This window comes from Bacillus sp. 1021, from assembly GCF_014534735.1.
GTDB classification, from domain to species: Bacteria; Bacillota; Bacilli; order Bacillales; family Bacillaceae; genus Bacillus; species Bacillus siamensis.
This window is the reverse complement of the sequence record NZ_JACVSR010000006.1, coordinates 45,789-66,584: the sequence shown is the minus strand read 5'-3', so window position 1 is coordinate 66,584 and position 20,796 is coordinate 45,789. Positions and strand designations below refer to the sequence as shown.

The 20,796-nt window shown below is 47.7% G+C and carries 19 protein-coding genes and 1 pseudogene; 15 read left to right on the top strand and 5 right to left on the bottom strand.

Annotation, left to right across the window (positions count from 1 at the left end; all coding sequences use genetic code 11):
- Positions 1-18: 18 nt before the first annotated feature.
- Together ICW23_RS17655 and yfkAB are read right to left on the bottom strand one after the other, a co-directional pair.
- Positions 19-852, bottom strand: coding sequence for a mechanosensitive ion channel family protein (locus ICW23_RS17655; protein WP_016936760.1), 834 nt, complete (start codon positions 850-852; stop codon positions 19-21).
- 6 nt (positions 853-858) lie between these two features.
- Positions 859-1,980, bottom strand: a complete 1,122-nt coding sequence (gene yfkAB, locus ICW23_RS17650; RefSeq protein ID WP_188154880.1) for a radical SAM/CxCxxxxC motif protein YfkAB — start codon at positions 1,978-1,980, stop codon at positions 859-861.
- A 145-nt stretch (positions 1,981-2,125) separates the two neighbouring features.
- Here yfkAB and ICW23_RS17645 point away from each other — a divergent pair, with 145 nt between their 5' ends.
- Complete coding sequence (locus ICW23_RS17645) at positions 2,126-2,311, top strand: SE1561 family protein (protein ID WP_003155558.1); 186 nt, start codon at positions 2,126-2,128, stop codon at positions 2,309-2,311.
- 101 nt (positions 2,312-2,412) lie between these two features.
- The gene (gene pdaA, locus ICW23_RS17640) at positions 2,413-3,204 is read left to right on the top strand and encodes a delta-lactam-biosynthetic de-N-acetylase (RefSeq protein WP_188154879.1); all 792 of its coding nucleotides are present in this window, start codon (positions 2,413-2,415) and stop codon (positions 3,202-3,204) included.
- A 34-nt stretch (positions 3,205-3,238) separates the two neighbouring features.
- On the opposite strand, the gene ICW23_RS17635 is transcribed toward pdaA, so the two are convergent.
- From ICW23_RS17635 to corA, 3 genes are all read right to left on the bottom strand, one after another.
- The gene (locus ICW23_RS17635) at positions 3,239-4,099 is read right to left on the bottom strand and encodes an NAD(P)-dependent oxidoreductase (RefSeq protein ID WP_188154878.1); all 861 of its coding nucleotides are present in this window, start codon (positions 4,097-4,099) and stop codon (positions 3,239-3,241) included.
- Between the two features lie 50 nt (positions 4,100-4,149).
- Positions 4,150-4,797 carry a hypothetical protein gene (locus ICW23_RS17630; protein WP_188154877.1) on the bottom strand — a complete coding sequence of 216 codons (648 nt, stop codon included), beginning with the start codon at positions 4,795-4,797 and terminating at the stop codon, positions 4,150-4,152.
- Between the two features lie 63 nt (positions 4,798-4,860).
- Positions 4,861-5,820 carry a magnesium/cobalt transporter CorA gene (corA, locus tag ICW23_RS17625; protein WP_188154876.1) on the bottom strand — a complete coding sequence of 320 codons (960 nt, stop codon included), beginning with the start codon at positions 5,818-5,820 and terminating at the stop codon, positions 4,861-4,863.
- A 106-nt stretch (positions 5,821-5,926) separates the two neighbouring features.
- On the opposite strand from corA, the gene ICW23_RS17620 reads away from it, so the two are divergent.
- From ICW23_RS17620 to ICW23_RS17560, 13 genes and pseudogenes are all read left to right on the top strand, one after another.
- A complete protein-coding gene (locus tag ICW23_RS17620; RefSeq protein WP_188154875.1) occupies positions 5,927-6,790 on the top strand; it encodes a DNA-3-methyladenine glycosylase family protein in 864 nt (287 codons plus the stop codon).
- 144 nt (positions 6,791-6,934) lie between these two features.
- Positions 6,935-8,335, top strand: a complete 1,401-nt coding sequence (gene rlmD / locus ICW23_RS17615; protein ID WP_060963320.1) for a 23S rRNA (uracil(1939)-C(5))-methyltransferase RlmD — start codon at positions 6,935-6,937, stop codon at positions 8,333-8,335.
- Positions 8,336-8,830: 495 nt separating this feature from the next.
- Entirely contained in the window at positions 8,831-9,130 is a 300-nt protein-coding gene (locus ICW23_RS17610) for a YfzA family protein (RefSeq protein WP_188154874.1), read from the top strand.
- Positions 9,131-9,746: 616 nt separating this feature from the next.
- On the top strand, positions 9,747-10,730 hold the full coding sequence (locus ICW23_RS17605) for a tRNA dihydrouridine synthase (protein ID WP_188154873.1): 984 nt from the start codon (positions 9,747-9,749) through the stop codon (positions 10,728-10,730).
- Between the two features lie 184 nt (positions 10,731-10,914).
- Complete coding sequence (locus tag ICW23_RS17600) at positions 10,915-11,367, top strand: DUF6884 domain-containing protein (protein WP_188154872.1); 453 nt, start codon at positions 10,915-10,917, stop codon at positions 11,365-11,367.
- Positions 11,368-11,639: 272 nt separating this feature from the next.
- Positions 11,640-12,660: pseudogene (locus ICW23_RS17595) on the top strand (thiamine pyrophosphate-dependent dehydrogenase E1 component subunit alpha).
- A complete protein-coding gene (locus ICW23_RS17590) occupies positions 12,645-13,673 on the top strand; it encodes an alpha-ketoacid dehydrogenase subunit beta (RefSeq protein WP_016936747.1) in 1,029 nt (342 codons plus the stop codon). Before ICW23_RS17595 ends, ICW23_RS17590 begins: the two are co-directional and overlap by 16 nt.
- Positions 13,674-13,687: 14 nt before the next feature.
- Positions 13,688-14,881 (top strand): dihydrolipoamide acetyltransferase family protein, encoded by a 1,194-nt coding sequence (locus ICW23_RS17585; RefSeq protein ID WP_188154871.1) that lies wholly within the window; start codon positions 13,688-13,690, stop codon positions 14,879-14,881.
- A gap of 14 nt (positions 14,882-14,895) precedes the next feature.
- A complete protein-coding gene (gene lpdA, locus ICW23_RS17580; protein ID WP_188154870.1) occupies positions 14,896-16,275 on the top strand; it encodes a dihydrolipoyl dehydrogenase in 1,380 nt (459 codons plus the stop codon).
- A gap of 107 nt (positions 16,276-16,382) precedes the next feature.
- Positions 16,383-18,191, top strand: a complete 1,809-nt coding sequence (locus ICW23_RS17575) for a sigma-54-dependent Fis family transcriptional regulator (protein ID WP_188154869.1) — start codon at positions 16,383-16,385, stop codon at positions 18,189-18,191.
- 65 nt (positions 18,192-18,256) lie between these two features.
- On the top strand, positions 18,257-18,439 hold the full coding sequence (locus tag ICW23_RS17570; RefSeq protein ID WP_016936743.1) for a small acid-soluble spore protein H: 183 nt from the start codon (positions 18,257-18,259) through the stop codon (positions 18,437-18,439).
- Positions 18,440-18,610: 171 nt separating this feature from the next.
- A complete protein-coding gene (gene glvA, locus ICW23_RS17565) occupies positions 18,611-19,960 on the top strand; it encodes a maltose-6'-phosphate glucosidase (RefSeq protein ID WP_060963313.1) in 1,350 nt (449 codons plus the stop codon).
- A 67-nt stretch (positions 19,961-20,027) separates the two neighbouring features.
- On the top strand, positions 20,028-20,789 hold the full coding sequence (locus ICW23_RS17560; protein WP_188154868.1) for a MurR/RpiR family transcriptional regulator: 762 nt from the start codon (positions 20,028-20,030) through the stop codon (positions 20,787-20,789).
- The last annotated feature ends 7 nt before the right edge of the window (positions 20,790-20,796 follow it).

Genomic DNA, 20,796 nt, shown 5'->3' with positions numbered 1-20,796 from the left:
CTGATTCCGGTTTGGGAATCAGCTTTTTTGTGTATGATTCATTTCCTCAAGCAATTGCACATTGTTGTTGTACAGTTCCCGGGCAAGAACGCGTCTCACCGCAAGGCTCGCCGAGAAGTATTCTGTGTCTTGAACCATGCCTTTGACGGTAAATTCAATGCCTCTCGTCAATTTGTTCAGGCTCATGATTCCATGCACTTGAAACGGTTCCGCAGCATTGAGAAATTCATCCCGCTTCAGTGAATCGCGAAGTTCATCATTGAGCATGTCACAGGCTTTTTCTAAGACGGCGTATACCCGCTCAGGATCTTCCTTGTAACTGATCACGACAGACTCGGTAATCCTCATAAAATCAATGTTATAGTTTTGAAGCTGTCTCACCTCACCATTTGAAATGGTAAGCAGCTTGCCGGAGAACTCACGGATCTGCATGGAACGGAGCCCGATTTCTTCGACTGTGCCGTTGAAGAGATTATTAATCGTCACGTAATCGCCTTTATGCAGCTGGCGTTCGTATATTAAAAAGACACCGGCCAAAATGTCCTTGATTAAAGACTGGGCGCCGAAACCGATGACGATACCGGCAACGCCCGCTCCGGCTAAAATTCTGCCGAAATCATGAACGAATAAAGAAATGACGTAAAAGATAAATCCGATCGTCGCCGTATACTGGGTGATGGATCGGACGAGGCTCTCAATCGTTTTCCCTTTCCGTTCCTCCAAGAAATCTGTGCGTTTAAATAACACCTGTACAAAGCGGTTGATCAGAAAGACACCGGCGTAAAGCACGAGAGCGACGATGATGATCTCAACCACTTTGCTTTTCAAAATATCCGTAATTGTCGTTTCCATCTTCTGTTATCCTCTGGCTTTTCGTAATGAAAAATCTGTCTCCTGATAATAACTGTTTTTGACAAGGACGTTCGGTCCGAGGCATCGGACGTTTGTACAGCGGCAGTTCAGCTCTTTGCTCAGCTTCGTCTGTCTCCACTTGTCATACGCTTCAGGAAGGCTGTCAGTTTTAATATTGCCGAGCGGCGGTGTATCACCGAAATCCGTGACAATGATATTTCCGTCAAAGATGTTGACATTCAGGCGGGAGCGGCCGTCAGGATCGTTTCGCACCGTAACGTTTTTCGCTTCCCGCAGGCGGCGGAGGAGCTTCTGATCTTCTTCATCAGGGCTGCATGCGTAAAACGGGAGCGTGCCGAACAGCATCCATGTTTCTTCATCGCGAATATCGAGCAGATGATGAATGGCCTGTCTCATGTCCTTCAGGCTGAGTGATTCAAGCGCGCTGGCGAAATCACTCGGATACATCGGATGGACTTCGTGGCGCTGACATTTCATTTCTTCCGTAATCTGCCGGTGAATATGTTCAATATGCGGAAGCGTGCGTTTATTCAGCATCGTTTCCGCTGAAACCATCACGCCCGCTTCGACCAGCGTGCGGCTGTTTTCAATCATTTTGTCAAAATAGCGCGCCCGCTGTTCAAATGTCGGTTTCTTCTCCATCATCGCAAATCCGATATCGGCAAAGTCCTCGACCGTTCCCCAGTTGTGGGAAATGTGAAGAACGTCTAAATAAGGAATAATCCGTTCGTAGCGGCCGATATCAAGCGTCAGGTTTGAATTGATCTGTGTGCGCACGCCGCGTTCATGCGCATATTTCAAAAGCGGGACGACATATTCCTTTACCGATTTCAGCGAAAGCATCGGTTCGCCGCCCGTAATGCTGATCGAGCGTAACAGCGGAATTTCTTCAAGCCGCTTTAATAAAAGGTCAATCGGCAGCGCATTCGGATCTTTCGGCTGAAGCGTGTACCCGACGGCGCAGTGCTCGCATCTCATATTGCACAAGGTCGTCGTTGTAAATTCAACGTTCGTCAGTTTCATATCTCCATACTGGTCGACATCCATGTACGCTTCCCAAGGATCGTACTCCGGTGTGATCGGACGCAGTGTTGTGTTTTGTGTCATGACTATCTAACTCCTTTATAAATGGGCATACTAACGTCTGCCAAGTGTTAATTTTAGACCTGATCTGCCAAGATCGCAAGTAGCGGAACCATTGAAAAACGGCAAAAAATACGCTACCATTATAAAAAATGAATGGAGTGGAAGTATGGGGAATGCAGTAAACAGCAAAGATCAGCAGCTCGATTACTTAAAGAACAGACTCGATATGTTTATGAATGTCATTGATTCATTAGACCCTGAATCAACGGACGTTGAAGATATAGACCGGCTCATCGGCATGCTTGATGATCTGGAAGCAAAATACGAACGCTTCAAAAAAGATTGGGAATAAACCCCGGCAGACTGCCGGGGTTTTTCTCTTTCCATAATGCGGCTGTATAAAAGGGATGAGCCTACTGCAAAATAAGGAAAAATGCAGAAGGAGTGCTGGGCATGAAATGGTTTTGTTCAATTTGCTGCATGGCTGTTTTACTTGCGGGAGGCATAAAAAGTGCAGAGGCCGTGCCGAATGAACGGATAAACTGGGGATTTAAACGCAGCGTCAATCATCAGCCGCCGGATGCCGGCAGACAGCTGGACAATCTTGTCAAAAAATACGATGCCTTTTATTTAGGCAATACGAAAGAAAAGACCATTTACTTAACGTTTGATAACGGATACGAAAATGGGTATACCCCGAAAGTGCTTGATGTTTTAAAGAAACATCATGTCACAGGCACTTTTTTTGTCACGGGTCATTTTGTGAAAGAGCAGCCTGATTTGATTAAACGGATGTCAAAGGAAGGCCATATCATCGGCAATCATTCTTTTCATCATCCTGATCTGACGACAAAAACGGGCGATCAGATTCAAGATGAACTCGATTCTGTCACGGAAGCTGTTTACAACATTACCGGAAAGCGGGACAATCTGTATCTCCGTCCGCCGCGCGGCGTGTTCAGCGAATATGTCCTGAAAGAAACGAAGCGCCTCGGCTACCAAACCGTTTTCTGGTCCGTCGCATTTGTCGATTGGAAGGTTAACGAGCAGAAAGGGAAAAAATACGCCTATGATCACATGATAAAACAGGCGCATCCCGGCGCGATCTACCTTCTCCACACCGTTTCAAAGGACAATTCAGAAGCTTTGGACGATGCGATTACCGATTTGAAAAAAGAAGGATACACGTTTAAAAGCATCGATGATCTGATGTTTGAGAAAGAAATGAAGCTGCCGCGTCTGTAAAAAACACCTCTCCGTTATAAGGAGAGGTGTTTTGTTATTTCAGACATTTAATCAAAGCGGCCCAATCCAGATCCCCGAAGCCTTGTTCGATCCCGCTTTCAAAATGGCTCTTGGCCAGCTCGGCAAGAGGGAGTTTGGCGGAAACCTGTTCCGCGGCGGTGAGCGCCAGATTGGTATCCTTCAGCCCTAAAGACATTTTGAAGCCGGCCGGCTCAAATGCCTGCTCCGCCATAATGGTACCGTAATTTTGATAGACAGGAGAGCCAAAGAGCGCGCTGGCGATTTCTAAAAATTGTTTCCGTTCTAAACCGTACTTCTCCATCATTAAGAATGATTCTGATAGCGCCTCCAGCATAGAAACGAGCAAGAAATTGATACTGATTTTCGCAGCATTGGCGGTCTTTGTTTCTTCACCGACGTCAAATATCTGCTGGCTCAGGCTTTTTAGCAAAGGCTCGGCCTTTTTCTTCGCTTCTGCCGGTCCGGCTGTGATGATGCGAAGCTCGGCCTTCTCAGCGGCATCGGGCCGGCCGAGGACGGGAGCGGCGATAAAGGATTGGCCTCTGCCCGAATGTGCAGCGGAAAGCTGTTCTGACAGCGCCGTACTGATGGTGCTCATTGAAATATGAATGCCGTTTTCAGATAACCCGGCAATAATGCCGCAAGCTCCGAACGTCACGCCTGTTACGGCTTCATCGTCTGACAGCATTGAAAGCACAATGTCCGCATGTTCTGCTGCCTGGCGGGGCGTTTCGGCATATTCAGCCCCTTTTTCCAGCAGATCAGCCGCTTTTTCCTTCGTCCGGTTATATACAGTCAGGCTGTATCCGGCTTTCATGATATTTTCGGCGATGGGGCGGCCCATATTGCCGAGTCCCGCGATGGCGATCTTCATTTGACAGTCCCTCCAATGTGATGTTTTCCGCTATTATACATGCAAAATGTTTATTGTGCTGTGTACAGGCTTGCCACTTTCAGTTCTGGGTCTGATGACCAGCCGGAATCTGATGCGGCTTTCCCCTTATGAAATCCGGTAAACCGCGTCTTGATGATTGTTTTTGAACGGGGCTTTACTGTGAACGTTTTTGATTTGAATGTGACGTCTTTTATGTCCTCAGATAAATCCGGCGTGACAGAAATGGCTTGTTCCCCTTTTCCGTAGTGATTGACATAAAGCGTACAGCTCATGCTCGCTCTTTTTCCCTCAATGAAATGGCTGCATTCGCTGCGGTGCTTCAAATATTCGACAGCCTCTTTTTCGGGCGCGAATTGTTTTAAGGAAAAAGCGGCATATTCGGTGGCGGGACTGATACCGGAAGCGGCCCCCATACTGAGAAACATCAAAAACAGCCCCGCCGCGGGAAGCGTCCGCCTGAACGCGGCGGCACACCAGATTAACGCCGCAAAGTAAAGGACGACCCCGTGAATGACGGAGATATGGGCTCCGTCTTCAGACCAGGGAGAAAAGCCGAGCGATTCAAAGATGTAATCAGACATCGTACAGCCGTTATACAGCGGGGCAATGGACATGACACAAAAAAGCAGGAGGACAGAAGAAATGGTTTTGTGAGAAAGCATGATAACGGCGCACACCTCTTTACGTTTTTTTCCAACATATCATGTTTTCTCAAAAAAAAGAACAGCCGGCAGCCGTTCTTACTTGAAAATATTAAACCAGCCTTTGCGGGCGAACCAAAACAGCATGGCGGCCACAAGAACGGCCATGACGCCCAAAACGATAAAATATCCGTATTTCCAGTGAAGTTCAGGCATGTTATCAAAATTCATACCGTACACCCCCGCGATGAACGTCAGCGGTATAAAGATGGTCGAGACGATGGTTAACGTCATCATAATGGCGTTCATCCGGTTTGAATTCAGCGTTACGTAGCTGTCCCGCAGATCTGACGTCATATCACGGTTTGACTCGATCAGCTCAGCGAGTTTTAACAGGTGGTCATAAATATCGCTGAAATACGCCTTCGTTTCACGGCTTTCTTTTACATGGTCAAGGCTCAAAATCCGGTACATTAAATCGCGCATCGGAATGATCGTCCGTCTCAGGTTCAAAAGATCAGTCCGCAATTCAAACACTTCATTCATTAAAGTGCCGTAAGATTTATGTGTTCTGCTGTCTTCAATCTCATTCAGCCGGTCTTCAATTTTGTACAGCACAGGGAAATATTCATCGACAAGCTGATCCATAATCATATAAGTGATATGTCCGGGCCCTTTTTTGGCTAATCCCGGAGAAGCGAAAAACCGTTCTCTCACCCTTGAGACACCGGGCGATTCGTGCAAATGGAAGCTGACGATGAAACGGTCGGACTGAAAGATGTCCACCTCTTCCATTTCCAGTGTGTCCGGGTTTAAAGCGTGGAGCACATAAAAACGGTAGCCGTCATAGTGGTCGATTTTCGGCCGCTGCATGTGCTGAAAGCAATCCTCGATCGCAAGCGGATGAAAATGAAAATAATCCCGCAGCAGCTCGACTTCATCATTCTCGGCGCCGAAAAAATCAACCCAGTACCATGCGATGTCCGGTTGTTCTGTACGTGATAGGGGGATATTATCTAATATCTCATTATGTGTTGTGATTGCGGTTATATGTATCATAAACAACCCTCCGCCTGCCATTATATCATGCGGCGTTATGAAGAAAAGTATACGAATTGCCGCCGGGCCGCTTCATGATATACTTGGACAAAAAGGGGTGGAGCATATGTGGGAGGAAACGGTTTCGGTCACGCCGCCGTATCATTTTGATAAAGTGCTTGAAAGGCTGTCACTCGATCCGCTGAATGCGGTCGATCTTAAAGCAAGATCAATCAAAGTGCCGCTCAGAACATGGGACGGCAAACTGTCCGTCATCACGGTTCAAGCGGAAGGCACCGCCGCAGACCCGGTTTTTCTCGTCAGCGGAGAAAGTGACCGCGAGGAGATGATTGAACGGATCAAACACATTTTTCAGTGGGAGCAGCCGCTTCAGCCGGTGCTTGATCATTTCTCAAAAACAAATCTGTCGGCGCTTTTTGAGGAGCATGCGGGAACCCCGCTCGTCTTAGAATATGACGTCTACAACTGTCTTATGAAATGCATCATCCACCAGCAGCTCAACCTGTCCTTCGCTTTTACGTTAACGGAACGGTTCGTCCATGCCTTCGGTGAACAAAAAGACGGCGTCTGGTGCTATCCCGAACCGAAAACGATTGCGGCGCTTGATTATCAGGACTTGCGGGAGCTCCAGTTCAGTATGAGAAAAGCGGAATATGCGATTGACATTTCAAGGATGATTGCAGACGGGGCGCTCAATCTGGCGGAACTTTCCCATCTATCGGATGAAGACATTATGAAAAAGCTGATCACCATCAGAGGCATCGGACCGTGGACCGTCCAAAACGTCCTCATGTTCGGCCTCGGCCGCCCGAATCTGTTTCCTTTGGCGGACATCGGCCTGCAAAACGCTGTCAAACGCCGCTTTGCCCTTGAGGATAAACCGTCAAAAGACGTGATGCTCCAGGTAAGCAGCGAATGGGCGCCTTATTTAAGCTATGCGTCCTTATATTTGTGGAGAAGTATTGAATGAAAACCGCTTTGATCATTTTTTGGAAACTTCCAATGAAAAACATGAAGGAACCGCCGGCTGCATGTTATACTGAAAAGATGCGGTATTTCAAATCAGCCGTTTTCCCATGAGGAAGGCTTTATATAGAAACGGAGAGAAAAAAACGTGAATCAACATCAAAAAAAGGCGCCTGCCGAATTGAAAATCGGACAGACATTTCCGCTGACCATTAAACGTCTCGGCATTAATGGAGAGGGCGTCGGTTATTTTAAGAAAAAGGTTGTCTTCGTTCCCGGCGCTCTGCCCGGCGAAGAAGTCGTTGCCGAAGCGACAAATGTGCAGCCGAAATTTTCAGAAGCACGCGTCAAAAAAATCCGCAAGCCGTCTGAACACCGCGTCACACCGCCATGTCCGGTCTATGACCAGTGCGGCGGCTGTCAGCTTCAGCATCTGGCTTACACCCAGCAGCTTCGCGAAAAACGCGATATCGTCATTCAGTCTTTGGAACGTCATACGAGATTCAATGCCGAAGAAATGAACATTAAAGAAACGATCGGAATGGACAACCCGTGGAATTACCGGAACAAAAGCCAGTTCCAAGTCGGACGCTCGCAAAGCGGCAGCATCATTGCCGGCTTATACGGACTTGACTCCCATAAAATTGTTCCGATCAAAGAATGCATTGTCCAGCATCCGGCGACAAACAAAACAACGGGTATCGTCCGCCGCATTTTGGAAAAACACAACGTATCTGTTTATAACGAACGGACCAAAAAAGGCGATGTCCGCACGATCGTGACGAGAGTCGGTTTTGAAACAGGCGAAGTGCAGGTCGTGCTTGTCACTGCGAAGGAGACACTGCCGAATAAAGACGAAATCGTCAAAGCCATTCAAAATCGTCTGCCGGAAGTGAAATCGATTATTCAAAACATAAACGGCGCGCGCACATCCGTCATTTTCGGTGACAAAACAAAAGCGCTGGCCGGAAGCCATGCCATTCAAGAAGTGCTTGGCGACGTGTCATTTGAACTGAGCGCCCGTGCCTTCTTTCAGCTTAACCCTGAGCAGACGGTCAAGCTGTATGACGAAGTGAAAAAAGCGGCGCAGCTGACCGGAACAGAGAAAGTCGTTGACGCGTATTGCGGCGTCGGTACGATCGGCATGTGGGTCTCAAGCGGTGCAAAAGAGATCCGCGGCATGGACGTCATTAAAGAATCAATTGATGATGCGAAGAAGAACGCTAAAAAACACGGCATCAAAAACGCGGCATATGTCACAGGAACAGCCGAACACTGGCTCCCGAAATGGACGAAAGAAGGTTTCCGTCCTGACGTGGTCATCGTCGACCCGCCGAGAACCGGCTGTGACAGAACATTTTTAGACACCATCAAAAAAGTAAAACCGAAACGCTTCGTCTACGTATCCTGCAATCCTTCCACACTGGCCAAAGACTTGCAGGCGCTCTCGAAAGACTATCGCGTCGAATATATTCAGCCTGTGGATATGTTTCCGCAGACGGCTCATGTGGAAGCAGTAGCGAAGCTTGTGTTGAAATCGTCTCACTAAAATTAAACAATTTCTCATCAGATCTGGATTTCGGCAGAATGAACATTGCTGATTTCCGGATCTTTTTCATGTGCGGATTATTATTTTAACTGACGAAAAGAGTTGAAAAAACGTGAGATAAGCGAATGAAAACAGCTAATATCGAGCAGAAAAGCATGGGAATAGGGTTCGGCAGGAAAAGTACATAGTAAGAGGGAAGAGATTTTACTACTCCGAAAGTGCCGGCATAACTCTATCCAGTTCTCAAATCCGTTATATCGGCAGCCAATAATAAAAATTGATCGTTTCTTAAAAAAGACTAAAAAAGAATGGTTATAAACAGTTAAAACTCTAACACTTATCGTTCGATGATAATCATTGAAGGTTGGAATTAAAACAGTTCACATACAGACTTATGAAGGTAGTGAGAAAAGAAGTTGGCACATCTGCTGCTTCATAATATAATGATTTTAGATGCACACTTAGTAAAAAAATGCAGAAAAGGAAACTGGTTAAATGGATAAAGTAAACAAAAAACGACCGTTATATAAAAGAAGTTGGTTTCTCACGGTTTTGGCATTTTTAGTTTCACAGCTTTATTTTAACTTTGTAGAATTAACGGGATGGGGTCCTAAGTATAGAGAAATGAATGGATTCCCAGCAAATATAGTTGAACTGGATTTCTTTCAAAACTATCTTTCATTCTATGATAATCCATGGTTTAATATTGTCACTGTTTTCTTGGGGGTTTACACTGTTATACAAATCATCACAGGTATAAAAAAGGATATTCGAAAAGTAGACTGCGGAACTTAGTCAGCAGTCTATTTTATTGGTTTTGGATCAGGATTACCAAATCGAAACCTTATCCAAACATATATGGGTGATTTCTGGCGACGCCTTATAAATGTAATTATTTTTTTTGCAGATATTTTGTTTATAAGTAATAACTTTAAAACTAAAACGTTATAAAGATATTGACATATGGCCAATTATTTTGCATTGGTAATAGGGAGAACTCATATGATATTCTATTTAGGCTGGAATTCTTTTTATCCAAAAAGTTCATAAGTAAGGCCGCTAAGAAAGATGAAGGTCAGCGCTAATATTAATAAACCACAATATAAATAAGGTGCAGTTAATCATCACACTTTTTCTCTTAGAACCTATTAAAGGTTAAGGAGTTGACTGAGTTGATCAGAAATGAACGATATGGGGATGACTATAGCAATAGTCTATTACGTTAACTCAATTAATGTGTTCTGCTTCAGTTTGCTTTTTCACTTTTTCACGTGTAAAAAGTGAAATGTTCAAAATTTACTATCGTTTGATAAGAAATGCTTTCACGTGCTATAAGTGTAAAAGGAAAGCATGGTCAGTTTTTTAATAAATGATGCAGCCGTATTCCCTAATGAAAGGATATGAATTTGTTATGATAGATAATTTCTGGCGTGAATTGCCGCGGCCATTTTTTGTACTGGCGCCAATGGAAGATGTGACGGATGTCGTTTTTCGCCATGTTGTGAGTGAAGCTGGCAGGCCGGATGTGTTTTTCACAGAGTTTACAAACTCAGAAAGCTATTGTCACCCGGATGGGAAGGATAGTGTGCGCGGCCGTTTGACTTTCACAGAGGATGAACAGCCGATGGTAGCCCACATATGGGGAGATAAGCCTGAAAACTTTCGCCAAATGAGTATTGGGATGGCGGAATTAGGGTTTAAAGGGCTGGATATCAATATGGGCTGTCCTGTGCCTAATGTGGCGGGGAACGGAAAGGGAAGCGGCCTGATCTGCCGTCCTGAAGTTGCAGCCGAATTAATACAGGCAGCAAAAGCGGGAGGACTGCCGGTAAGTGTGAAGACCAGACTTGGCTACACGGATGTAGACGAATGGCGCGGCTGGCTGACACACGTATTGAAACAGGATATTGCTAACCTTTCCATTCATCTGCGTACCAGAGCGGAAATGAGCAAAGTAGATGCGCATTGGGAGCTCATCCCGGAAATCAAGAAACTTCGTGACGAGATAGCGCCAGATACCCTTTTGACGATCAACGGGGATATTCCTGACCGGGAAACGGGGTTAAAGCTTGCCGAACAATACGGTGTTGACGGGATTATGATTGGACGAGGCATTTTTACAAATCCGTTCGCCTTTGAAAAGGAGCCGAAAGAGCATAGCAGTAAGGAATTGCTTGATCTTTTGAGACTGCATCTGAATCTTCATGATGAATATTCAAAAGAAGAAGCTAGAGCATACAAACCGCTCCCTCGCTTTTTCAAGATTTATCTCCGCGGATTCCGGGGAGCAAGTGAATTAAGAAATCAATGCATGAATACAAAGTCAACAGATGAAGTGCGTGCATTGCTCGATAACTTTGAGAGAAAGTATCTTGATGGGATGGAGCAAGAGTGACATAAACAATTCCTCATCTGGCCCGGATTATGAATTCCGGGTCTTTTTGTGTGCAGCCTTTCCACCGCCTGCACCCTGATTACAGAAAGCAGATCTATGTCCCGTTCCCCTGACGTTTTATCATGCGTAAATCAGCAGATAATGGTACATTGATATGAGAAACTGCATAAAGGGGGAGAGAAAAATGAAACGACTGTGCATTATCCCCTGCGGCAAGAAAAAAATCTGGGACGTCAATCCGGATACAGGGCCGGTAAAGGCGGAGGACGCCTATCTCAGTCCGTTTCATCAGGCATGCGAGCGATACGCGAAAGCTTTTTTCGATGAGTGGGTGATTTTGTCGGCAAAACACGGATTCCTTCGTCCGGATGATATGGTTCCCGGAAATTACGATGCCACTTTTGGAACCGGTCATCCGGAGATCATGGTAGCGGAGGAGCTGCAGCGCCAATTTTGTGAAAAAGGCTTTTCTGACACCGTTGAAATTGTCATGCTTGGCGGGAAAAAATACCGAAGCGTCCTAAACGCCGTCATCGGAGAGCATCAGCATGTCAGCTGGCCACTGTCATCGTACAAAGGCATTGGCTACATGCTTCAAGCGCTGAATAAGGCTCTAGAAGAAAAGCATGAACTGTAACAGCCATTCAGACAAGCAGTGCAGAAGTATGAAGCTGTTAAAAGATTTCCGAGGAAATAAATACGTCGATCATTGTCAAAGACCGGGTGATGTCCGGTCTTTTTTGTATGCCTGAAAACGAGACAAATGGATATAGATCGAGACAAAATGAGACACCTGTACCAAACTGTCTCACAGTATAAAATAAAAACATTGATTTTACGGGCTTTAAAAGCTGGCACACTTCTTGCATTTATAAATATGAACCCTAAATAGAAGGAGGCGCACAAAAAATGGAATTGTTAAAACGAGAAGGCTTGTCATTAACTGAGGAGAAAGCGCTGTGGATGTACCAAAAGATGCTGGAAATCAGGGGCTTTGAAGACAAAGTCCATGAACTGTTCGCGCAGGGAGTGCTTCCAGGATTCGTCCATTTGTATGCCGGTGAGGAAGCGGTAGCTGCAGGGGTGTGCGCTCATTTGAATGACGGAGACAGCATTACGAGCACACACAGGGGACATGGCCATTGTATCGCCAAAGGCTGTGATCTGGATGGTATGATGGCGGAAATATTCGGGAAAGCGACCGGACTGTGTAAAGGCAAGGGCGGTTCTATGCACATTGCGGATCTGGATAAAGGCATGCTCGGCGCAAACGGAATTGTAGGCGGAGGATTTACGCTTGCCTGCGGATCAGCGCTGACAGCTAAATATAAAGGGACTAATAATGTAAGCGTTTGCTTCTTTGGAGACGGCGCAAACAACCAAGGTACGTTTCATGAGGGGCTCAATCTGGCGGCTGTATGGAATCTTCCTGTCGTGTTTATCGCAGAAAACAATGGCTACGGAGAAGCGACGCCGTTTTCGTACGCGTCGGCCTGTGATTCTATTGCCGACAGAGCGGCGGCTTACCGGATGCCCGGCGTAACTGTGGACGGAAAAGACGTGCTGGCCGTTTATGAAGCCGCAGAAGAAGCGGTCACGCGGGCGAGAAACGGCGGAGGGCCGTCATTAATTGAATGCATGACTTACAGAAATTACGGCCACTTCGAAGGAGACGCCCAGACGTATAAGCCGAAAGAGGAAAAGACGGATCACTTAGACCGTGATGCAATCAGCGCTTTTAAAGCATATCTGCTTCAGGAAAAGACAGCGGAACAAAAGCTTGCCGATATTGAAAACAATGTGAAACAAGCGGTTGAAAAAGCGGTTTCTTTCAGTGAGAAAAGCCCGTATCCGAGCGAATCTGAGCTTCTGACTGATGTGTATGTGAGCTATTAAAAAAGGGGGAATGTTGAAATGGCAAGAATCGTGAGCATGTCCGATGCAATCAATGAAGCGATGAGACTTGCGATGCAAAGAGATGAAAATGTGCTGTTAATCGGTGAAGATGTGGCCGGAGGCGCGGATGTCGACCATTTGCAGAATGATGAAGCATGGGGCGGCGTGCTTGGTGTGACGAAGGGGCTTGTTCAGGAATTCGGGAGAAGCAGGGTGCTTGATACGCCGATTTCTGAAGCGGGCTACATGGGAGCGGCCATGGCTGCGGCCTCTACCGGACTCAGACCGATTGCCGAGCTGATGTTCAATGACTTTATCGGAACCTGCTTTGATCAGGTGCTTAATCAGGGGGCAAAATTTCGCTATATGTTCGGCGGGAAAGCCCAAGTGCCGATTACAGTGCGTACGACTTACGGAGCGGGTTTCAGAGCGGCCGCCCAGCATTCTCAAGCCATGTATGCTCTGTTTACAAGCATTCCCGGCCTGAAAACCGTCGTCCCTTCAAATCCGTATGATGCAAAAGGACTTCTTCTGGCTGCGATTGAGGACAATGATCCGGTGTTCTTTTTTGAAGACAAAACGTCCTACAGCATGACAGGCGAGGTGCCTGAAGGATATTATACGATTCCGCTTGGCAAAGCCGATATTAAACGCCAAGGCGGCGATGTGACACTTTTTGCAGTCGGCAAGCAGGTGAATACGGCGCTGGAAGCCGCGGAAGAGCTGTCGAAAAAAGGGATCGAAGCAGAGGTGCTTGACCCCCGCAGTCTGTCACCGCTTGATGAAGAGGCTATCCTTGCGTCACTTGAAAAGACAAACAGGCTGATCATTATTGATGAAGCCAATCCGCGCTGCAGCATTGCGACAGACATCGCGGCGCTTGCTGCGGATAAAGGCTTTGACCTGCTGGACGCACCGATAAAACGAATCACGGCTCCGCATACGCCTGTTCCGTTTTCACCGGTCTTAGAAGATATTTATCTTCCGGCGCCGGCCCGTATCGTAAATGAGACGCTTGAGCTTTTAGGAGAACCTTTGGCGTATTAAAGGAGGGATAAAGAATGGCTGTAAAAGTAGTGATGCCGAAGCTTGGAATGGCGATGAAGAAAGGTGAAGTATCCGTCTGGAATAAAAAAGTCGGCGACCCGGTTGAAAAGGGAGAAAGCATCGCCAGCATCAACTCTGAAAAAATAGAAATGGACATTGAAGCGCCTGAAAGCGGCACGCTTCTTCATATTAAAGTCAAAGAGGGAGAGGGGGTCCCGCCGGGAACGGCCATCTGTTATATCGGGGAAAACGGCGAAGAAGTGCGGGAAAAAGAGACACCGGCGCCTGAAAATGAAGGGAAACCGCAAGCTGAACCTGAACATATTCCCGCTCCCAAAGCCGGGCAAAAGCGTAAACACCGCGTGAAAATATCTCCCGTTGCCCGAAAAATGGCCGAGAAAGCCGGAGTGAAAGTTGATACGCTGAACGGGACGGGTCCCGGAGGCCGAATTGTAAAAGCTGACGTCATCAAAGCCATGAAGACGGAAGCTGAACCGCAGTCTTCGGTTCAGATGGCACAGCCGGAGGGAAAACCGGCTTCAGCGATGAGAAAAGTGATTGCAGACCGAATGCACAAAAGCCTGCAAAACAGCGCCCAGCTGACGCTGACCATGAAAGCCGACATTACAGAGCTGTTGAAATGGCAGCGGCAGCTCGCTGACAGTGCGAAAAAGCGGAGCGGAGTTAAGCTGACGGTCACGCACTTCGTATCCCGGGCGGCGGTGCTTGCGCTGAAACAGCATCCTGAACTGAACAGCTCTTATCAAGAGGAGCGGATCATCACCTATCCATATGTCCACCTCGGGATGGCGGTTTCGCTTGAAAACGGCCTTGTCGTGCCGGTGATCCGGGATGCGGAAAAGCTCTCATTCCTTGAGCTTGCGGATCACATCAGCACATCTGCACGGCGGGCGCGGGAAGGCAATGCTTCCGGCGATGACCTTTGCGGATCGACATTTTCTATTACGAATCTCGGGGGGTACGGAGTGGAGCATTTCACCCCGATCCTAAACCCGCCTGAAGCCGGTATTCTTGGGGTGGGCGCAAGCTATGAAACGCCGGTGTTCAAAGGAGATGAGCTTGTCAAAAGCACCATCCTGCCGCTGAGCCTTACTTTTGATCACAGAGTATGTGACGGCGCCCCGGCTGCGGACTTCCTGAAAACGGTCAAAACATTGCTTGAAGAGCCTGCCGGATTGATTTTATAGAGAGAGGTGAAGAAATGAAACTAGCCATTATCGGCGGCGGGCCGGCCGGATATGCAGCAGCCGTGACTGCCGCGCGGAGGGGAGCAGAAGTCGTCCTGATAGACAAAGGACCGCTCGGGGGTACGTGTCTCAATGAAGGGTGCATCCCGACAAAGTCGCTTTTGGAAAGCGCAAATGTGCTTGATAAAATCAGGCACGCAGATACATTCGGCATCGAACTCCCGCAAAACATTACACTCAATTGGGCCCGCATGCAGGGGCGCAAACGGCAAATTGTCAGCCAGCTCGTGCAGGGAATTCAATACTTAATGAAAGCAAATCAGATTAAAGTCATCCGCGGGACTGCTTCATTTCTCACAGATCAGACGCTGCTGATTGAAGAAGAAGAAGGCGCAAAAGACATTCTGGAAGCGGACCGGATATTGATTGCATCCGGATCTGAACCGGCGGAGCTGCCGTTTGCCCCTTTTGACGGCAATTGGGTGATCGACAGCAAAGATGCGCTTTCTTTGCAGCACATTCCTTCCTCTCTTCTCATTGTCGGAGGAGGTGTAATCGGCTGCGAGTTTGCATCTTTATTCAGCCGGTTTAAAACGAAAGTAACGGTGATTGAATCGGCTGACAGGCTGCTCCCGGCAGAAGACGGAGAAATCGCGGCCGCTTTTGAAGACTCTTTAAGAGAGAGCGGGGTTGATATTCAGACGAAAGCCGCCCTACAGCGGATTGACAGAGAAAGGAAAACTGCTGTGTGGACACAAGACGGCAAAGAAATTGAGGCCCGGGCTGATCACATTCTGGTTGCAATCGGCAGAAAACCGCGTTTGCAAAAGCTGAACATGGAGCAGGCAGGCATCCGGTATTCTCCGCGCGGCATTGAAGTCAATGACCATATGCAGACAAATGTGCCGCATATATATGCATGCGGCGACGCGGCCGGAGGAATGCAGCTGGCGCATGCCGCTATTCATGAAGGCATCACCGCCGCTTCGCATGCCACGGGAAAGGACAGCAAAGTCGATATGCGGGCGGTGCCCCGCTGTATTTATACATCGCCGGAAATGGCAGCTGTCGGACTGACGGAAACGCAGGCGAGAGAGAAATACGGAGATGTGAAAATCGGAGAATGCTCATTTTCCGCTAACGGAAAAGCGTTAATTAAACATCAGCACGGCGGCAAAATGAAAATCATTGCCGAACCGGAATTCGGAGAAATCGTCGGCGTGTCAATGATCGGGCCGGACGTAACGGAATTGATCGGCCAGGCGGTCATGCTGATGAACGGTGAAATGACAGCGGATATGTCAGAGCAATTGATCGCCGCGCATCCGACTCTTTCGGAAACACTTCAGGAAGCTCTGCTGAATGTCACCGGACTTGCGGTGCATTCCGTGTAGCCGGGATACCCTTTCTCAGACTGAGAAGGGGTATTTTTTATTGAAAGCGCTTTACTTTTCCCCTACAATATATGAAAAGATGGTCTGAACAGGGGGGAGCGGATACGATGAATGTCATTCGGAATGATTTTAAAACCTGGAAGCGTTTTGTGAAAGAAGGCGTGCTCGATGAATCCCGTATTCAGAAGCGGATCGCAGCCTCATGGCACCGCTGCAAAAAAGCCGACGTCAACCCTTATCTGGAAAAGGGGCCGAAGGTAATGCCGGCAGATCATATAGAAAGGCAGGCCGAAAAGCATGCGTTATTTTTGGCGGCCTCGTCGCCGCACGCAGAAAAAATGAAGACGGCGATGCGGGAAATGGAAATGATGGTTCTCCTGATTGATGCCGACGGCGTTGTCCATTCAGTTAACGGTCACCCGCGCACCATTCATGAAGCGAACCGCATCAATTTCTTAAAAGGCGCCTGCTGGACGGAGACGGCGGTCGGCACGAATGCGATCGGGACGGCCCTTTATACGAATGAGCCGGTCATGATACACGGCTCTGAACATTATTCGCTCGCTTCCCATCAGTGGAGCTGTTCCGCCGCTCCGATCCGTTATGAAGACGGGCGGCTGGCCGGTGTCATTGATATTTCCTGCCCTGCCGCCCGCGCTCAGCCATTTATGCTCGGAATTGCTTCCTCCATCGCTTATACGGCGGAACGGGAGCTGGCCTTAAAGATGAAGATGACAGAACTTGATATGATCGGAAAATTTGAGGAACTCACCAAGTCTCATGAACCGATCGTGCTTTGCAATGAGATCAATCGGATTATCGCGGCAAGCCGCCCCGTTCAGCATTTAACCGGGCATATGCTGCGCGAGCTTGAGGAACAGGGCTTTCAGATGAAGCAGGCGAAACGGGAGGAGAACGGCTTCACATGCTTCTATGTAACCAAACGAGAAGAAAAGCCGTCTTTTATATTTCATGGCGCCGCAGGAGAAAGCCCGTCATCCCGACATATGCTGCAGCAGCTGGAGCTTGTCGCCCGAACGGACGCAACCGTCTGTCTGACCGGAGAAACCGGTACGGGAAAGGAGGTTGCCGCCCAGGCGATTCATAACAACAGCTCCCGAAAAAACGGCCCGTTTATCGCAGTGAACTGCGGAGCGGTCCCCGAGAAGCTGATTGAAAGCGAACTGTTCGGCTACACGGAAGGCGCCTTCACCGGAGCCAAAAGGAAAGGGCAGATCGGCGCATTGCAAAAAGCTGATAAAGGCACACTTTTCCTCGATGAAATCGGAGAAATATCACACTCCATGCAGGTCGCTCTGTTGCGCGTGCTGCAGGAACGGAAGGTCACTCCGATCGGCGGGACGAAAGAAATTCCCGTTGACATCAGAATCATCACCGCCGCCCACACTGATCTGAGACAGCTTGTTGAAAGCAAAAAGCTGAGAGAGGATTTATTTTACCGGCTTCACGTCTGTCCGATCCATCTCCCGCCATTAAGAGAACGCACCGAAGACATTCCCGGCCTCTTCTTTGAATTTCAGCGGAACCGCGGCTGGCCGGGAGAGCTTCCTGATGATTTTTTAGACATCTTAAAGAACCGCAAATGGCCGGGGAATATCAGAGAATTGTTTAATGTGTTTGAACGTCTGTCCGTCATGTTCCCGGACGGAAGGCTGTCAGGGCGCCCTCTCCCATCTCTGCTTGAAGCGTCAGGCCTCACAGAAGAGTCTCAGTCTTTTAGCCAAGAAGAAGCGCCCCCTGTTTCCATCCGGGAGCACATTCAGAAAAACATCATCGTAAACGCGCTTGAATCGGCAAAGGGAAATGTCACGCTGGCCGCCAAAATGGCGGGAATTCCGCGGAGCACGTTTTACAAACGCCTCAAAAAATTCAAACTCACCGCCGGACAATTGTAAGAAACAAGCATACTTCTCTTGGCTGCCGGACACGTTATGTGTGAGGCCCAAAGGAGGTTTGAGACGTGAACACACAGCGTGCGAAAGACATTGCTGAATCCGCTGCCATGGCGTATGTGACATATGAAGGCGTCCCGATTTATATTCAGCATGTCAACGAGGACAAGGAAACGGCCAGGATTTTTCCGATCGGAAATCCTCAATTTGAGCAGGAAGTGCAGCTTTCTGATTTACAAGAGCATTTTTGAGACACAGGTCTGCTGATCACAGCAGGCCTTTTTTGTTCCTGTGAGAACTTTCCCGCTTTTTGAGAAAAATAACTAAAAATGATTAAATGATCTAACTCCCACAAACCCGGTACAGAGAAGCCATTCTCATGATATAAATAAAATGTAAACGCTATCAGAGGAGGGCTTCACATGACAGACAAATCATTCTCAATCGTTATTGCAGGCGGCGGCAGCACATTTACCCCCGGAATTGTATTAATGCTTTTGAATCACCTGGAAGAGTTTCCGATCAGAAAGCTGAAACTTTATGACAATGATAAAGAAAGGCAGGAGCGGATTGCGGGTGCGTGTGAGGTATTCATAAAAGAAAAAGCGCCGGACATTGAATTTTTGGCGACTGATGACCCGGAGACGGCTTTTACGGATGTTGATTTCGTCATGGCGCATATCCGCGTCGGGAAATATGCGATGCGCGCGCTGGATGAACAAATCCCGCTGAAGTACGGTGTCGTCGGGCAGGAAACATGCGGGCCGGGCGGAATTGCATACGGCATGCGGTCTATCGGCGGCGTTCTGGAAATCCTTGATTATATGGAAACGTACTCGCCTGACGCATGGATGCTGAATTACTCCAATCCTGCGGCGATTGTGGCCGAAGCGACAAGGCGCCTCAGACCGAATTCAAAAATATTGAACATCTGCGACATGCCGGTCGGAATTGAGGATCGCATGGCGAACATTCTCGGATTATCCTCAAGAAAAGAAATGAAGGTCCGTTATTACGGCTTGAACCACTTTGGCTGGTGGACGTCCATCACGGATCGAGAGGGCAATGATTTAATGCCGAAGCTGAAAGAGCATGTCCGTGAATACGGCTACGTTCCGAAGACGGAGGCTGAACAGACCGAAGCAAGCTGGAATGACACCTTCAAAAAAGCGCGCGACGTTCAGGCGGCCGATCCGGATACGCTTCCGAACACATATCTGCAATATTACTTATTCCCTGATGATATGGTGAAAAAATCAAATCCGAATCATACGAGAGCCAACGAAGTCATGGAAGGGCGCGAAGCTTTCATTTTCAGCCAATGCGATATGATTACGCGCGAGCAGTCATCGGAAAACAGTGAAATTACAATTGACGACCATGCTTCCTATATCGTCGATCTTGCCCGGGCCATCGCTTACAATACCGGCGAGAGAATGCTGTTAATCGTTGAAAATAACGGCGCGATCGCAAACTTTGATCCGTCAGCCATGGTTGAGATTCCTTGTCTCGTAGGTTCAAACGGACCGGAACCGCTCTCCGTCGGGAATATTCCGCAATTTCAAAAAGGCCTGATGGAACAGCAGGTATCTGTCGAAAAACTGACGGCTGAAGCATGGGAAGAGCGGTCATTTCAAAAGCTGTGGCAGGCGCTGATCCTGTCAAAAACAGTGCCGAATGCCCGTGTGGCAAGACTGATTCTTGAAGATCTGATGGAGGCTAATAAGGATTACTGGCCTGAGCTTGATGTAAGTCCGTCTCATATTTCCTGATGACAATCTTCCCCGTTTTCTTCATCTGTTATTCTATATAATAGAAAGAAAACGGGGGGATTTTGGGATGAGTCTTGAAGAACTGGTTAATCAGCATTACGCGAAATTAAATGACAACGATTTTTATATTTTAAAATATATATTGAACAATAAGCATACGTGCTACCATCTCGGTATCAATGACATGGCGAAAGCCTGCAATGTCTCTCGGTCTTCGATCCTGCGGCTCGCCCAAAAGCTCGGCTTCAGCGGCTACAGTGAATTCCGGGTTTTTCTGAAATGGGAGGATCAGCCTGAAGAAGGCGAGAATATGACATTTGAAAAGCTGCTGGATGATATTGAAGCCAACGTAAAATACGTAAAGTCAAAAGATATGACGGAGATCTGCCGGCTGATAGATGAAGCAAAACGGATTTTCGTTTACGGATCGGGCACGGCTCAAAGGGTGTGCGCCCGCGAGCTGCAGCGGATGTTTGTATCCCGGCGGAAGTATTTGATTTTAATACAGGACATCACAGAGTTTGATATCATGTGTGATGATTTTACGGTTGATGACGTATTCATCATTATTTCTTTATCCGGGGAAACACCCGAATTAATTCCGCAGGCAAGGACCTTGTCCGCAAAGGGAGTTCCGTTCATTTCAATCACCAATCTGAAAAACAACGTACTGGCGCAGACGACGCCGTATAATCTTTATGCGACCAGCAAGCCGGTAACGTTAAGCGATAAAACGGAAATTGTCGCATTTGCCCCGTTTTTTCTGGTGGGCGAAGCGTTATTCCGTGCATATGTTGATTATAAAGAGCTTGAAAATTTTGATAAATAGCGGGAGG